General features: G+C 46.1%; 16 protein-coding genes. All 16 read left to right on the plus strand.

What is annotated here, in order from left to right:
- The first annotated feature begins 9 nt into the window (after window positions 1–9).
- The 16 genes from flhA (at window position 10) to GNE05_RS08730 (ending at window position 15,038) form a co-directional block, all read left to right on the plus strand.
- On the plus strand, window positions 10–2,043 hold the full coding sequence (gene flhA / locus GNE05_RS08655) for a flagellar biosynthesis protein FlhA (protein WP_014417777.1): 2,034 nt from the start codon (window positions 10–12) through the stop codon (window positions 2,041–2,043).
- On the plus strand, window positions 2,043–3,134 hold the full coding sequence (flhF, locus tag GNE05_RS08660) for a flagellar biosynthesis GTPase FlhF (protein WP_160182666.1): 1,092 nt from the start codon (window positions 2,043–2,045) through the stop codon (window positions 3,132–3,134). The genes flhA and flhF overlap by 1 nt, the downstream gene beginning before the upstream one ends.
- A complete protein-coding gene (locus GNE05_RS08665; RefSeq protein WP_094295753.1) occupies window positions 3,131–4,024 on the plus strand; it encodes a MinD/ParA family protein in 894 nt (297 codons plus the stop codon). Before flhF ends, GNE05_RS08665 begins: the two co-directional genes overlap by 4 nt.
- Window positions 4,021–5,088, plus strand: coding sequence for a protein-glutamate methylesterase/protein-glutamine glutaminase (locus GNE05_RS08670; RefSeq protein ID WP_021493682.1), 1,068 nt, complete (start codon window positions 4,021–4,023; stop codon window positions 5,086–5,088). Before GNE05_RS08665 ends, GNE05_RS08670 begins: the two co-directional genes overlap by 4 nt.
- Before the next feature lie 5 nt (window positions 5,089–5,093).
- The gene (cheA, locus tag GNE05_RS08675; protein ID WP_029973461.1) at window positions 5,094–7,112 is read left to right on the plus strand and encodes a chemotaxis protein CheA; all 2,019 of its coding nucleotides are present in this window, start codon (window positions 5,094–5,096) and stop codon (window positions 7,110–7,112) included.
- Window positions 7,113–7,134: 22 nt separating this feature from the next.
- A complete protein-coding gene (gene cheW, locus GNE05_RS08680) occupies window positions 7,135–7,608 on the plus strand; it encodes a chemotaxis protein CheW (protein WP_003154225.1) in 474 nt (157 codons plus the stop codon).
- Window positions 7,609–7,623: 15 nt separating this feature from the next.
- Entirely contained in the window at window positions 7,624–8,253 is a 630-nt protein-coding gene (gene cheC / locus GNE05_RS08685) for a CheY-P phosphatase CheC (RefSeq protein WP_014417781.1), read from the plus strand.
- On the plus strand, window positions 8,250–8,750 hold the full coding sequence (gene cheD / locus GNE05_RS08690; RefSeq protein WP_003154219.1) for a chemoreceptor glutamine deamidase CheD: 501 nt from the start codon (window positions 8,250–8,252) through the stop codon (window positions 8,748–8,750). Before cheC ends, cheD begins: the two co-directional genes overlap by 4 nt.
- A gap of 26 nt (window positions 8,751–8,776) precedes the next feature.
- Complete coding sequence (gene sigD / locus GNE05_RS08695; RefSeq protein ID WP_003154217.1) at window positions 8,777–9,541, plus strand: RNA polymerase sigma-28 factor SigD; 765 nt, start codon at window positions 8,777–8,779, stop codon at window positions 9,539–9,541.
- A 27-nt stretch (window positions 9,542–9,568) separates the two neighbouring features.
- Window positions 9,569–10,036 carry a DUF6115 domain-containing protein gene (locus tag GNE05_RS08700; protein WP_014417782.1) on the plus strand — a complete coding sequence of 156 codons (468 nt, stop codon included), beginning with the start codon at window positions 9,569–9,571 and terminating at the stop codon, window positions 10,034–10,036.
- A 143-nt stretch (window positions 10,037–10,179) separates the two neighbouring features.
- Complete coding sequence (gene rpsB / locus GNE05_RS08705; RefSeq protein ID WP_003154215.1) at window positions 10,180–10,920, plus strand: 30S ribosomal protein S2; 741 nt, start codon at window positions 10,180–10,182, stop codon at window positions 10,918–10,920.
- Window positions 10,921–11,019: 99 nt separating this feature from the next.
- Window positions 11,020–11,901, plus strand: a complete 882-nt coding sequence (gene tsf, locus GNE05_RS08710; protein ID WP_007409794.1) for a translation elongation factor Ts — start codon at window positions 11,020–11,022, stop codon at window positions 11,899–11,901.
- Window positions 11,902–12,046: 145 nt separating this feature from the next.
- Window positions 12,047–12,769: a UMP kinase gene (gene pyrH / locus GNE05_RS08715; protein ID WP_003154213.1), complete on the plus strand. Its 723-nt coding sequence runs from the start codon at window positions 12,047–12,049 to the stop codon at window positions 12,767–12,769.
- Between the two features lie 2 nt (window positions 12,770–12,771).
- Entirely contained in the window at window positions 12,772–13,329 is a 558-nt protein-coding gene (gene frr, locus GNE05_RS08720) for a ribosome recycling factor (RefSeq protein ID WP_003154212.1), read from the plus strand.
- Between the two features lie 125 nt (window positions 13,330–13,454).
- Window positions 13,455–14,237: an undecaprenyl pyrophosphate synthase gene (locus GNE05_RS08725; protein WP_014417783.1), complete on the plus strand. Its 783-nt coding sequence runs from the start codon at window positions 13,455–13,457 to the stop codon at window positions 14,235–14,237.
- A 3-nt stretch (window positions 14,238–14,240) separates the two neighbouring features.
- Window positions 14,241–15,038 (plus strand): phosphatidate cytidylyltransferase, encoded by a 798-nt coding sequence (locus GNE05_RS08730; protein ID WP_007409796.1) that lies wholly within the window; start codon window positions 14,241–14,243, stop codon window positions 15,036–15,038.
- Window positions 15,039–15,066: the final 28 nt, after the last annotated feature.

Here is a 15,066-nt window from a genome sequence, read left to right on the forward strand (position 1 = left end):
AAAAACAGCATGTCAACAAGAGATTTATCGGTTTTAATAAGTGTTGTCCTCATTGTGGCAATGCTGGTGATTCCATTCCCTCCATGGTTGTTAAGTATTTTGATCATCATTAATATCTCTCTTGCGTTGATCGTGCTTCTCACCACAATGAATATGCAAGAACCGCTGCAATTCTCGATATTCCCGTCATTGCTGCTGTTATTGACGCTGTTTCGGCTTTCGCTCAATGTGTCGACGACACGTTCGATTCTTTCTCACGGAGAAGGAGGAAAGGTTGTTGAGACATTCGGGAATTTCGTTGTCGGCGGAAATGTGCTGGTAGGGCTTGTTGTCTTCATTATCTTGATTATTATTCAGTTTATCGTCATTACAAAAGGCGCCGAGCGGGTATCGGAAGTGGCGGCGAGATTTACGCTCGATGCGATGCCCGGAAAGCAAATGAGTATTGACGCGGATTTAAATGCCGGCATGATTACGGAGCAGGATGCAAAGCACAGACGTGAAAAAGTCGCCCGGGAAGCCGATTTTTACGGCGCCATGGACGGTGCGAGCAAATTCGTCAAAGGAGATGCCATCGCGGGTATCATCATCGTGATGATCAATATTATTTTCGGAATCGTAATCGGCATGCTGCAGCAGGGGATGAGCATACAAGAAGCTGCGTCTCACTTTACAATGCTGACAGTCGGTGACGGTATCGTTTCTCAAATGCCGGCTTTGCTCATCTCAACGGCTACGGGGATTGTCGTGACGAGAGCGGCATCTGAAGGAAACCTCGGTCATGATATTACAGGCCAGCTGTTTGCTTATCCGAAGCTCTTGTATGTAGCCGCGGGAACTGTACTTTTGCTCGGTCTTCTTACACCGATCGGCATTCTGCTGACGGGACCGATCGCCGGTCTGCTTGCATTCGGCGCTTACATGCTGTCCAAAACGGATAAGCCGAGCGAAGAAGAGGAAGAAATTCTTGAAGAAGAGGCTCAGGCGGATGAACTGAAAAGCCCGGAAAGCGTCGTGCAGCTTTTACATATTGATCCGATTGAATTTGAGTTCGGATACGGACTCGTGCCGCTTGCAGACGCGGGGCAGGGCGGTGATCTTCTTGACCGCATCGTCATGATCAGACGTCAGCTTGCGCTTGAATTGGGACTTGTCATTCCGGTTGTGCGCATCAGGGATAACATCGCGCTCCAGCCGAATGAATACAGATTGAAAATTAAAGGCAATGAAGTCGCTAAAGGAGAGCTCCTGCTGGATCATTACTTAGCGATGTCACCGACGCCTGAAGATGACGTCATTGAAGGAATTGAAACGATTGAACCGTCGTTCGGACTTCCCGCAAAATGGATCAGCGAAGCTGCAAAAGATGAAGCGGACATGCTGGGGTATACAGTTGTTGATCCGGCGTCAGTCGTATCTACGCATATTACAGAAAAAATTAAGCAGCATGCTCATGAACTGGTCGGCAGACAGGAAACAAAGCAGCTGATCGATCATCTGAAGGAAAATTATCCTGTGCTTGTTGAGGAAGTCACGCCGAATCCTCTTTCTGTCGGCGATATTCAAAAGGTGCTTGCCAAATTGCTGAGAGAAAAAGTTTCAATCAGAAACTTGGTGACCATTTTTGAAACTCTTGCCGATTACGGAAGATTAACGACAGATTCAGACCTTTTGACAGAATACGCGAGACAGTCGCTTGCCAAACAAATCACGGCACAATATGCGAGAGAGCATGAAACGCTGAAGGTCATCACATGCTCAGGCCGGGTGGAAAAAGCGATTGCAGACGGGGTTCAGCAGACTGAACAGGGCAATTACCTGTCACTCGATCCTGAGGTTTCAGACAGCATCATCCGTTCTGTCGCTAAAGAGGCCGAGCAGCTTTCCATCCGTCAGGAGTCAGCGATTCTTCTTTGCTCGCCTGCTGTCAGAATGTATGTAAAACAGCTGTTAGAACGGTATTTCCCTGATCTTCCGGTTCTTTCTTATAATGAGCTGGAAGCAAATGTTGAAGTACAGAGCATTGGAGTGGTGGATATTTAATGAAAATAAAAAAATTCACAGCCGCTTCAATGCAGGATGCCGCGAAGCAAATCAAAAAGGAACTCGGCAATGATGCCGTTATTTTACATTCCAAACAAGTAAAGAAACGAAAATGGCTGGGGCTGCGGTTGCAGCAGGCTGTTGAAGTGATAGCGGTTTTAGATCGTGACGTCAGGGAAGCGAGAAAAACGCCGCCGGCTGCCGCTGAAGAAATGAAAAAGACGGAAACGGCGGAGAAAGCTGAGCCTGTTCAGCCGCCGCGTCTTCCGGATCAAAGCATTTCCGGCGAACTGGCGCATTATAAAGAAGTGCTCCCTGAACCATTAAAAAAAGCCGAGAGACTATTGAAGCAAGCCGGGCTTCCTGATCATACGCAAAACGCCGTGCTCAGTGAATTGCTCCGTTCTTCAATTGTTTCCGGAGATTTAACTGAAGATAATGTCAGCTCAAAACTGCAGGATTTGTTAGTGAAAAAACTCCCTTCGGAAGACAAGTGGCAGGAAGGGATTCAATCAAAATACGTCGTGCTTTTCGGTTCAACCGGGGCCGGCAAAACGACTACACTTGCGAAACTCGCGGCCTCATCAATGCTGACAGAGCATAAAAAAATTGCATTTATGACGACGGATACTTACCGGATTGCCGCGGTCGAGCAGCTGAAGACATATGCGGAGCTGCTTCAGGCTCCTCTTGAAGTATGCTATTCAAAGGAAGAATGTCTGAAGGCACTGGAAAAATTCGCTGAATATGACCATGTTTTCATTGATACAGCCGGTAGAAACTTTAAAGAAGAGCAGTATATTACGGAATTACAAGAGATGATTCCGTTTGAATCAGGCTTACAATCCTTTCTCGTATTATCGGCATCTGCAAAATATGAAGATATGAAACAGGTGCTGAAACAGTTTTCCGGTGTGCCGGTCAATCAATTCATTTTCACGAAAACGGATGAAACCGCCTCACTCGGCTCCGTGTTTCAAGTGCTGTCGGAATCAAGAATCGGCGCCGCCTATTTGACAAATGGACAGGATGTGCCTGAAGACATCCTATCGGCTTCACCAACAGAGTTTGTAAGGATGCTTTTGACATGAAACCCGATCAGGCAGAGTCATTAAGAAGGAAAATGAGAGAGCGGCAAATGATCAAGCCGGAGCTTTATGAGAAAAAAGCGAAGACATTAGCCGTCATCAGCGGTAAAGGCGGCGTCGGAAAATCTAATTTAACATTAAACATGGCAGTTGCCCTGCAGGAAAAAGGAAAAAAAGCACTCATCATTGATCTTGACATCGGAATGGGCAACATTGATGTGCTGATCGGCGCTGCTTCTTCCCGCACCATTATTGATGTGATGGAGAATCGGCACGCATTGGCTCAATCACTTTCCTCCGGTCCGAAAGGCCTTCGCTACATATCCGGAGGAACGGGGCTTGGGGCGATCTATCAAGCAGACAGAGAGAAGTGGGCGGCTTTTATGAATGGTCTTTCCGCTGTATTAAGCGATTTTGATTACGTTCTGTTTGATATGGGAGCGGGACTTTCAAAAGAACAGCTGCCGTTTATTTTATCGGCGGAAGACATTCTCGCCGTGACAACGCCTGAGCCGACGGCCATTATGGATGCCTACAGCGCGATCAAACATCTTTTGCTCGCGGATGAACGGCTGACCGTAAACATTGCCGTCAATCGCGCCCGCGCCCAAAAACCGGCGCTGGACACGTACAACCGCCTTTCTCATGCGATTCACACGTTTTTAGGCGCGGAAGTGCGTTTCGCCGGCTCCATACCCGATGACCCGCTAGTAAGTCAAGCCGTCATTGACCAGGTGCCTTTTTTAATAAAAAGTCCTCAAGCAAAAGCCAGCAGGTCCGTCCGTCTTCTGACGGATGTCTTGTTTCAAACGGAAGAAAACAAACCAAGAGAAGAGAAACCGGCATTTATTGAGAGATTATCTTCTTTTTTATTGAGGAGGACTTTACAGTGATTCGTGTGCTTGTCGTTGATGACTCAGCTTTTATGAGAAAGATGATTACCGATTTTCTGGCTGCGGAAGTGCAGATAGAAGTCATCGGGACAGCCAGAAACGGGGAAGAGGCGCTGAAGAAAATAGAGCTTCTCAAACCGGATGTTGTCACGCTTGATATTGAAATGCCGGTCATGAACGGAACGGATACATTGCGGAAGATCATCAGCATATATAAACTTCCCGTAATCATGGTATCGAGCCAGACACAGCAAGGGAAGGACCGAACGATCAACTGTCTGGAAATGGGCGCATTTGATTTTATCACCAAGCCTTCCGGAGCGATTTCACTTGATCTTTATAAAATTAAAGAGCAGCTGATTGAGAGGGTGATTGCAGCCGGGCTGTCCCGCGAACAAAAACCTGAGGCGGCAGTGAAAGAGTCTTCTATCCCGGAACGTCCGGCTTTAGCGGGATTTGAAAGACCGAAAGCAAAATCCGCAAAGCAGGCCGTATTCATCGCGACCTCTACAGGCGGACCGCGGGCTCTGCAAAAGGTGATTCCGAAACTGCCGAAGGATTTAAAGGCGCCTGTATTTGTCGTTCAGCACATGCCTGAAGGCTTCACCGCTTCACTTGCAGACAGACTCAACCATTTGTCAGATATTCAGGTCAAAGAAGCGGAAAACGGTGAAGAAGCGAAAGACGGATGGGTGTACATCGCGCCCGGCGGAAAAAATATGACGGTTGCAGAGGAAGGCGGAAGGCTCCGCATCATTCTTGACGTTCATGATACGGAAAGCCGGCATAAACCGTCAGCCGATTATTTGTTTCGGTCGGCAAGCCGCTTATCCGATTACGAAAAGGTAGCCGTCATTATGACCGGCATGGGCAGCGACGGAACCGAAGGCGTAAAAGAAATGCTCAGAACAGGCGGCGTTAAAACGATTGCGGAATCGGACGAATCCTGTGTTGTGTTCGGAATGCCGAAGTCAGCGATAAAGGCGGGCCTCATTCATGAGATTAAACATGTGGAAGATATCGCGGCATCCATCACCGGATGTGTGAAAAAAGAGAGGGTGTGAATCAATTGGATATGAATCAATATTTAGATGTCTTTATTGATGAAAGTAAAGAGCACTTACAGACATGTAACGAAAAGCTGCTGCTGTTGGAAAAAGATCCGGCAGACCTTCAGCTTGTGCATGACATCTTCAGAGCTGCCCATACGCTGAAAGGCATGAGCGCAACGATGGGATATACAGATCTGGCGCATTTAACCCACCTGATGGAAAATGTGCTGGACGCCATCCGCAACGGAGAAATGCCCGTTACATCAGATTGGCTGGATGTGCTGTTTGAAGCGCTTGATCATCTTGAAGAGATGGTGCAGTCCATTATTGACGGAGGAGACGGCAAACGTGATATTTCTGAAGTGAGTGCGAAGCTCGACGTAAATGCGGTGCATGAGACTGCGGCTTCAGCCGAAACAGCAGAACCGCCGGCTTCAAAACAACAGGCTTCAGCTGAATGGAATTATGATGAGTTCGAACGGACTGTTATTGAAGAGGCGGAAGAGCAAGGATTCAGCCGCTATGAAATAACGGTTTCCCTGAATGAAAGCTGCATGCTCAAAGCCGTGCGGGTGTACATGATTTTTGAAAAGCTGAATGAAGCCGGAGAAGTCGCAAAAACGATACCTGCCGCGGAAGTGCTTGAGACGGAAGATTTCGGAACGGATTTTCAGGTGTGTTTCTTGACAAAGCAGCCTGCTGAAGAAATTAAAGAACTCATCAGCGGCATTTCAGAAGTGGAGAATGTCGAAATTTCTGCCGGTGCGCCGTTAAAAACGGCCGAAAAACCGCAAGCGGCTGAACAGGTGAAGGAAGCTCCGGTTAAAAAGGCTGAGAAACAGCCAAAGCCGCAAGCGAAAACGGAAGAACAGCCGAAGCATCACAGCGGCTCGAAAACGATTCGCGTCAACATTGAAAGACTGGATTCTTCAATGAACCTTTTTGAAGAACTTGTCATTGACCGCGGACGTCTTGAGCAGATCGCCAAGGAGCTTGACCACAATGAGCTGACTGAAACCGTTGAACGCCTGACCAGAATCTCGGGCGACCTTCAGTCTATTATTCTTAATATGCGGATGGTGCCGGTAGAAACCGTCTTTAACCGTTTCCCGAGAATGATCCGCCAGCTTCAAAAGGAATTAAACAAGAAAATCGAATTGTCCATCATCGGAGCTGAAACGGAGCTGGACCGTACGGTGATTGATGAAATCGGTGATCCGCTTGTCCATTTAATCAGAAACAGCATCGATCACGGCATTGAATCGCCTGAAGTGCGGGTGAATAAAGGAAAATCAGAATCAGGTCATGTCGTGCTTAAGGCATATCACAGCGGCAATCACGTCTTTATTGAGGTTGAAGATGACGGGGCCGGCTTGAACAGAAAGAAAATTCTTGAAAAAGCGCTCGAACGGAGTGTAATCACCGAACGTGATGCTGAAACGCTTGAAGATAATGAGATTTACGAGCTTATTTTTGCTCCGGGCTTCTCGACTGCCGATCAAATTTCTGACATTTCAGGGAGGGGCGTCGGTCTGGATGTTGTGAAAAATAAACTCGAATCACTCGGCGGCTCTGTCAGTGTCAAATCCGCGGAAGGCCAAGGTTCTCTTTTCAGTATCCAGCTTCCGCTGACACTTTCAATTATATCTGTTCTTCTCATTAAACTGGAAGAAGAGACGTTTGCGATACCGATTTCTTCTATTATAGAGACGGCTGTTATTGATAAGAAAGATATCCTGCAGACGCATGACAGAGAAGTGATTGATTTCAGAGGCCAAATCGTTCCGATCGTCTATCTGAAAAAAGAATTCGGCATTACGGATTCAAAACAGGATGCCGATCAGTTCCATGTAATCGTCGTGAAAAAGGGCGATAAATCCACTGCTTTTGTCGTGGACTCTTTTATCGGACAGCAGGAAGTCGTACTGAAATCACTCGGCGACTATTTGACGAACGTCTTTGCGATTTCCGGCGCTACGATTCTCGGAAACGGAGAAGTGGCGCTGATTATTGATTGTAATGCGCTGATCTACTAAAACGACACGAGGAGGTGCCCGAATGACTGCTGAAATCAAAACAGGTGAAAAAATGATTGTGTTTATGATAAACGGGAAAGAATACGCTATCTCAGTTTCCCAGGTGAAATCAATTGAAAAGTGGCAAAAACCGACGAGGGTCCCGGGTGTGGAATCTTATATCCGCGGCGTTATCAATCTGCGCGGAGTGATTACCCCGGTTCTTGATTTAAGAAAACGTCTGAACCAGCCTGAACAGGACATCACAGAAGAGACTCGGATTATCATCATTTCTTACCGTGACGCTGATGTCGGATGGGTCGTGGATGAGGCCAATGACGTCATCACCGTGCATGAAAATGAAATCGAATCCGCGCCTGAAAGCCAGACAAAGGAAACGGATGTGTGGATTAAACAGATCGTTAAGCAAGATAACAGGCTCCTCAATATTATCGATGCGCATGCGGTGCTGGATAAAGGTGCTTCGGCATCTGCGTCCGGAGAGCCTAATGCTTAAAGGGGAAAAGACAACATGAGTAAGTTTGAAGCGATCAAAGAAGAGCAGATGGATATTTTGCGGGAAGTCGGAAATATCGGGGCGGGTCACTCGGCTTCTGCAATGGCTCAGCTGCTGAACAGAAAGATAGACATGGAAGTGCCGTTTGCGACTTTATTGACATTTGATGAGCTCGCTGATTTTTTCGGCGGGGCTGAAACGCCGGTCGCCAGTATCTTTTTAAGAATGGAAGGCGACATGACCGGCTCTATCTTTCTCATCATGCCTTTTGATCAGGCGGAACAGTTTATCAGAGAGCTGATCGGAAATCCGGATTTTGATATTGACCAGCTGGGCGAAGATCATTTGAGTTCTTCTGCTTTACATGAGTTCGGCAATATTTTAGCAGGTTCCTATTTAACGGCATTGGCTGATTTGACAAAGCTTGAGATTTACCCGAGCGTGCCGGAAATCTCACTTGATATGTTCGGCGCGGTTATCAGTGAAGGGCTGATGGAGCTCAGCCAAGTCGGAGAGCATGCCATTGTCGTGGATACTTCTATTTTTGACCAGGGCAGCCGGCAGGAGCTCAAAGCCCACATGTTTATGCTCCCGGACTATGATTCTTTTGAAAAGCTCTTCGTCTCATTGGGTGCGGCTTTATGAGCCGTGCGGAAGCCGCAGTCGTTAAAGTGGGGATTGCGGATGTTCAAGTCGCGCGTTACCCGGATAAAATCCGGACCTCGGGACTCGGTTCATGCGTGGGGCTGGTTTTATACGATAAAGACAAACAAACGGCAGGACTCGTTCACGTCATGCTGCCGGACTCCGGTTTATCAAAAACGGCGGAGCTCAACCGTGCAAAATACGCGGACACCGCCGTTAAGATGACGATTGATATGCTTTTGAAAGCCGGCTGCCGCAAGTTTGCCCTGAAGGCAAAACTCGCCGGGGGAGCGGAGATGTTTAAGTTTAAAATGACAAATGACCTGATGAAAATCGGTCCGAGGAATGTAGCGGCCATCAAAGAGCAGCTTTCATTGTATAACATTCCGGTCATCAGTGAAGATACGGGCGGCTCAAGCGGCCGGACGATTGAATTTGAGCCAAAGTCCTGCATGCTGCACATTCGAACTGTTAAACAAGGTGAAACAACGATTTAATAAAGGTATGAGGTAGGGGGATAACAATGCAATCCTTGAATTATGAAGATCAGGTGCTTTGGTCGCGCTGGAAAGAGTGGAAAGATCCTAAAGCCGGTGATGATTTAATGCGCCGTTACATGCCGCTGGTCACATATCATGTCGGCAGAATTTCCGTCGGACTGCCGAAATCGGTGCATAAAGACGATCTAATGAGCCTTGGTATGCTTGGTTTATATGATGCCCTAGAAAAATTTGACCCCGGCCGGGATTTAAAATTTGATACCTATGCCTCGTTTAGAATTCGCGGTGCAATCATCGACGGGCTGCGTAAAGAAGATTGGCTGCCCAGAACTTCACGGGAGAAGACAAAAAAAGTCGAAGCGGCGATCGAAAAACTTGAACAGCGCTACCTTCGGAATGTGACGCCTTCAGAGATCGCAGAAGAGCTGGGGATGACGGAGCAGGACGTAGTATCAACGATGAATGAAGGGTTTTTTGCCAATCTCTTATCCATTGATGAAAAGCTTCACGACCAGGATGACGGTGAGAATATTCAAGTGATGATCAGAGATGACAAAAATGTGCCGCCGGAAGAAAAAATCATGAAGGACGAGCTGATCGCTCAGCTTGCGGGCAAAATTCATGAGCTCTCTGAAAAAGAGCAGCTTGTCGTCAGTTTATTCTATAAAGAAGAACTGACTTTGACCGAAATCGGACAAGTCCTGAACCTTTCGACGTCGCGGATTTCACAGATTCATTCAAAGGCGCTGTTCAAATTAAAGCACCTGCTTGAAAAAGTAATTCAATAATGAACTCATGGTTAGCGAGTGAAAAACATGTCAACACTATTATGGCTTTTAAGCTTTGTGCTTCACGGCGTACTGCTTTATGCCGTCATTATTCTGTACACGAGGTTTTCAGCCCTCAAGGAGACGGAGCGCCAGCAGAAGAAGATTCTTGAAGAGACGGAAAACACCCTTGCAGCGTTTCTGCTTGAGCTGAAAGAAGAAAATGAAAGACTCGAAGACGCAAAAAGCCGTCAAGCGCCGGACGCAGAAGACGCCGAACCCCGGCCGGAACCGAAAGAAGAGCCTGATATTCCGGACCACATGGAAAAGCTCATCAGTGCAACGGAACGGGCTGAAAGTGACGAAAACAGCGGCGCGCATTCGTTTGAAGAACGTGTTTCAGAATTATATGAACAAGGGCTCACCCCCGCGGAAATTGCCAAACGGATGCAGAGCGGAAAGACAGAAATCGAGCTGTTTTTAAAATTTCGCGGCAAAGCTGTAAAGGATTCTTGATTGTCGCATAAAGCTGTGTTATATTATTTCTTGGTGTTAAATACACACGCTTAACGATTTATGCAGAGGGTGCTGCAAACGGCAGTTCTGCACAAAAATGACCTAAGCGGAGGAAAAAAACCATTTTATTAGGAGGAAATCACATGTCAGTTATTTCTATGAAACAATTGCTTGAAGCTGGTGTTCACTTCGGCCACCAAACACGCCGCTGGAACCCAAAAATGAAGCGTTACATTTTCACGGAGCGTAACGGAATCTACATCATTGACCTTCAAAAAACAGTGAAAAAAGTAGAGGAAGCTTACAACTTCACGAAAAACCTTGCTGCTGAAGGCGGAAAAATCCTTTTCGTCGGCACAAAAAAACAAGCTCAGGATTCTGTTAAAGAAGAAGCTGTACGCTCTGGCATGTACTATGTCAACCAACGCTGGTTGGGCGGTACACTGACAAACTTCGAAACAATCCAAAAACGCATTAAGCGTCTGAAAGACATCGAGAAAATGCAAGAAAACGGTACATTTGAAGTACTTCCGAAAAAAGAAGTTGTTCAATTGAAAAAAGAATTAGAGCGTCTTGAAAAATTCCTCGGCGGAATTAAAGACATGAAGGATCTTCCTGATGCATTATTCATCATCGATCCTCGCAAAGAGCGCATCGCTGTTGCGGAAGCTCGTAAATTGAACATTCCTATCATCGGAATCGTAGATACAAACTGTGATCCTGATGAAATTGATGTCGTAATCCCTGCAAACGATGACGCAATCCGCGCTGTTAAACTTCTTACTTCTAAAATGGCAGATGCTATTCTTGAAGCGAAGCAAGGCGAAGAAGAAGCGGAAGCTGCTGAAGAGACTGCACCTGAAACAGAAACGACAACTGCGTAACCTAATCAAAAGGTGATAGAAGGGACTGCCTTTTATCACCTTTTTTCAAGAAAAATGTATCTATACATATCTTGTTTACACATATAAGGAGGAATTCAAATGGCTATTACTGCACAGCAGGTAAAAGAACTGCGTCAAAAAACAGGCGCTGGTATGATGGACTGTAAAAAAGCATTGACTGAAACTGACGGAGATATGGACAAAGCAATCGACCTTCTGAGAGAAAAAGGAATTGCGAAAGCGGCTAAAAAAGCTGACCGTATCGCTGCTGAAGGTTCTACTCTTATTAAAACTGACGGCAACAAAGGCGTTATCTTAGAAGTAAACTCTGAAACTGATTTCGTTGCGAAAAACGAAGGCTTCAAAGAGCTTCTGAACACGCTTGCTGACCACCTTCTTGCAAACGCTCCTGCTGATCTTGAAGAAGCAATGGGTCAAAAGATGGAAAACGGTTCTACTGTTGAAGAATACATCACAAGCAACGTTGCTAAAATCGGAGAGAAAATCACTCTTCGCCGTTTTGCTGTTATTACAAAAGAAGACAGCGAAGCGTTCGGTGCTTACCTTCACATGGGAGGCCGCATCGGCGTATTATCCGTTCTTAGCGGAACAACTGACGAAGATCTTGCAAAAGACATCGCGATGCATGTTGCAGCGGTAAATCCTCGTTACATTTCCCGCGACCAAGTGTCTGAAGAAGAAGCAAACCATGAGCGTCAGATCCTGACTCAGCAAGCTCTTCAAGAAGGCAAACCGGAAAACATCGTAGCTAAAATGGTTGAAGGCCGTCTGAACAAATTCTTCGAAGAAATTTGCTTATTAGACCAAGCTTTCGTTAAAAACCCAGACGAAAAAGTGAAACAAGTTGTGGCTGCGAAAAACGCATCTGTTAAAACTTACGTCCGCTACGAAGTTGGAGAAGGTATTGAAAAACGCCAAGAAAACTTTGCTGAAGAAGTTATGAACCAAGTGAAAAAATAATGGCGGAAAGCCTTGGCGAATCTTTCGCGGCTTTTCAGGCAGTATAGGGGACACTACTTGTGTTCCCTATTTTTAAAACTATATTTACAAACCTTTTTTTCTCTTGCATAATAGGAAACGGCAATGTTTACACTTGGAGGTTATTATGGAAAAACCAAAATACAATCGTATCGTTTTAAAGCTTAGCGGAGAAGCATTGGCAGGAGAGCAGGGAAACGGCATTAATCCGACTGTCATCCAGTCCATCGCTAAACAGGTAAAAGAAATCGCTGAGCTTGACGTCGAAGTGGCCGTAGTCGTAGGCGGCGGCAACTTATGGCGCGGAAAGACAGGCAGTGACTTAGGAATGGACCGCGCGACGGCCGATTATATGGGCATGCTTGCTACTGTCATGAACTCACTTGCCCTGCAGGACAGCCTGGAAACGCTCGGAATTCAGTCCAGAGTGCAGACATCAATTGAAATGCGTCAGGTCGCTGAGCCTTACATCAGAAGAAAAGCCATCCGCCACCTGGAGAAAAAACGCGTTGTTATTTTTGCCGCGGGAACAGGAAACCCTTATTTCTCTACGGACACAACCGCAGCGCTGCGTGCCGCTGAAATCGAAGCGGACGTGATCTTAATGGCGAAAAATAATGTCGACGGTGTGTATAATGCTGATCCGAGAAAAGATGAGTCAGCCGTTAAATACGAAAAATTATCTTATCTCGATGTGTTAAAAGACGGGCTGGAAGTCATGGATTCTACGGCTTCTTCACTATGTATGGATAATGATATTCCGCTGATCGTCTTTTCTATTATGGAAGAAGGAAATATTAAGCGTGCCGTAATCGGCGAATCAATCGGAACGATCGTAAGGGGGAAATAACGTTGTCAAACGAAGTATTAACACAAACAAAAGAACGCATGGAAAAAGCGGTTGCCGCTTATTCACGCGAATTGGCGTCAGTCCGCGCAGGACGTGCCAACCCATCTCTATTGGATAAAGTGACAGTAGAATACTACGGTGCCCAAACACCTTTAAACCAGCTGTCTTCCATCAATGTGCCTGAAGCGCGTATGCTTGTTGTCACACCGTATGACAAAACGGCAATCGGCGATATTGAAAAAGCGATCCTGAAAGCTGATCTTGGCGTAACGCCGACAAGTGACGGCACAATTATCCGTATCGCGATCCCGGCTTTGACGGAAGAAAGACGTAAAGAACTTGTCAAAGTCGTGAAAAAATACGCGGAAGAAGCGAAAGTAGCAGTCCGTAATGTCCGCCGTGACAGCAACGATGACCTCAAAAAACTTGAGAAAAACGGAGACATTACAGAAGACGAGCTTCGTGCTTCCAGTGAAGACGTTCAAAAGCTGACAGACGAATATGTGTCAAAAATTGACAGTGTCACAAAGGACAAAGAAAAAGAAATCATGGAAGTTTAATGAAAAACTATGTACAATAGATAATGTGAAAAGACCCTCTCATGTTTACAGGGGGTTTTTTTGTTAATACTGTTGATTACATTGATCATCAGCAACGCAACCTTTTTGGGTGACGGAGGAATCTCATGCTCAACATACTCAAAAATTGGAAGAATCAGCAGAATGCGGCTTCCAACTTAGAACGGTATACAAAAGAAGACATACTGAAGGGTGAAATTCCCGCACACATTGCCATTATTATGGACGGAAACGGACGCTGGGCGAAGAAGCGCTCACTCCCTCGGATTGCCGGACATCATGAAGGAATGAAAGTGGTAAAAAGGGTGACAAAGCTCGCAAGTCAGCTCGGCGTTAAAGTTCTGACTCTTTATGCGTTTTCAACGGAGAACTGGAAGCGCCCGAAGATGGAAGTCGACTTTTTGATGAAGCTTCCGGAAGAGTTCCTGAATACGTATCTTCCTGAATTGATAGAGGAAAATGTACAGGTGAAAATTATCGGAGATGAATCCGCGCTCCCTTCTCATACGTACAGGGCGATTGAGAAAGCCGTAAAAGATACAGAACAAAATGACGGTATGATTCTCAATTTCGCTTTGAACTACGGCGGACGCACGGAAATCGTCAATGCGGCAAAAGCACTGGCCGAACAGGTGAAAAGCGGCACGCTGAATATCGAAGACATTGATGAAGCGCTCTTTTCCGGGCATTTAATGACGGAATCAATCCAGGACCCGGAGCTGCTCATCAGAACGAGCGGAGAAATCAGATTGAGCAACTTTATGCTTTGGCAGGTGGCTTACAGTGAATTTGTTTTTACAGATGTCCTGTGGCCCGATTTTAAAGAAGATCACTTTCTGCAGGCAGTGGGAGAATTTCAGCAGCGGGGCCGGAGGTTTGGCGGAATTTAGAGGATGGTGGAAATGAAACAAAGATTGTTAACAGGTGTTCTGGCAGCGGCACTATTTTTATTTTTGGTTATTTTCGGAGGATTGCCGTTCACCGTATTTGTTTACGTGATGGGAAGTATAGCGCTTTTTGAGCTTTTGCGGATGAAAAAGCTCAGATTTTTTTCTTTTCCGGGTCTGATCAGCCTCTTGTTGTTATGGCTGTATATGATGCCGGACAAGTATCATTTTTTCGATGCGAAAATGGAAGTAACGATTTTCGCCGTATTGATTCTGCTCAGCTATACGGTGCTCGTGAAAAACACCTTTACGTTTGACGAAGTCGGGTTTATCGTTCTCGCGACGGTATATATCGGACTGTGTTTTCATTATTTTATTGAAATCAGAAACATTGAAACAAACGGGCTTTTGTATATCTTTTATGCCTGCGTTGTCATATGGTCAACGGACTCAGGCGCATATTTCGTCGGAAAGTCGCTCGGGAAGCGGAAGCTGTGGCCCGAAATCAGTCCCAACAAAACAGTGGAAGGGTTTCTCGGCGGTATTGTCATCGCCCTTATTTTTACGGCTGTTTTTCAGCTGTTTGCGCACCTTCCGATTTCATACCCGGTTCTTTTGGTCATCACGCTTGTTCTGTCTGTGTTCGGACAGATCGGGGATTTGGTTGAATCAGCGCTTAAGCGGCACTATGATGTGAAGGATTCGGGAAAAATCCTTCCCGGGCACGGCGGCATTTTAGATCGATTTGACAGCTTTTTGTTTGTCATGCCGTTCTTATACTTTCTGCTTGCGCTTTTTTCATGAGAAAGGCTAATATGAAAATAAGACCGAT

Source organism: Bacillus sp. AM1(2019), from assembly GCF_009906915.1.
Lineage (GTDB): Bacteria > Bacillota > Bacilli > Bacillales > Bacillaceae > Bacillus > Bacillus velezensis.